The 589-nt window shown below is 59.1% G+C and carries 1 protein-coding gene; it reads left to right on the top strand.

What is annotated here, in order from left to right:
* Nucleotides 1-485, top strand: a 485-nt coding sequence (gene istB, locus LPW29_RS15305) for an IS21-like element helper ATPase IstB (RefSeq protein ID WP_238628730.1), incomplete at its 5' end; no start/stop codon positions are given.
* Between the last annotated feature and the right edge of the window lie 104 nt (nt 486-589).

Raw genomic sequence — 589 nt, 5'->3', positions numbered from 1 at the left:
CGGCCTGCCAATGGGTGAAGGAACACCTCAACATCCTCATCACCGGCCCCACCGGGGTTGGCAAAACCTGGCTTGCCTGTGCCTTGGCCCATAAGGCCTGCCGAGAGGGACACACCGCCCACTACGTTCGTCTAACCCGTCTGTTGCGGGAGTTGAGCATCGCCAAGGGGGATGGTCAGTACGCCAAGCTTCTGGCCAACTTGGCCAAAGTCGATGTACTGATTCTCGACGACTGGGGGCTCATGAAACTCAATGCTGAAAACCGCCGCGACCTCCTGGAGGTGTTGGAAGACCGCCATGGCAGACGATCCACCATCGCCACCAGCCAACTGCCCATGGACCAATGGCACGACGTCATCGGTGATGCCACCCTGGCGGATGCCATTCTGGATCGCTTGGTTCACAACGCCTACAAGATCAATCTCAGAGGAGAATCCATGAGAAAAACTCAGTCCAAGTTGACGGACACCGCGACGGCGGAGTAAGAAGGAAAACCCCGCGTCGCTACGCTCCGATGGGTGGCAGCTTTGCCCCGGTCCGGGTGGCAGGCTTCACGTGGAATGGGTGGCAACCTTCAGCGGTCTACGCA

The organism is Ectothiorhodospira sp. 9100 (genome assembly GCF_022227565.1).
Lineage (GTDB): Bacteria > Pseudomonadota > Gammaproteobacteria > Ectothiorhodospirales > Ectothiorhodospiraceae > Ectothiorhodospira > Ectothiorhodospira marina.
This window is presented reverse-complemented; position numbering and strand designations above follow the sequence as displayed.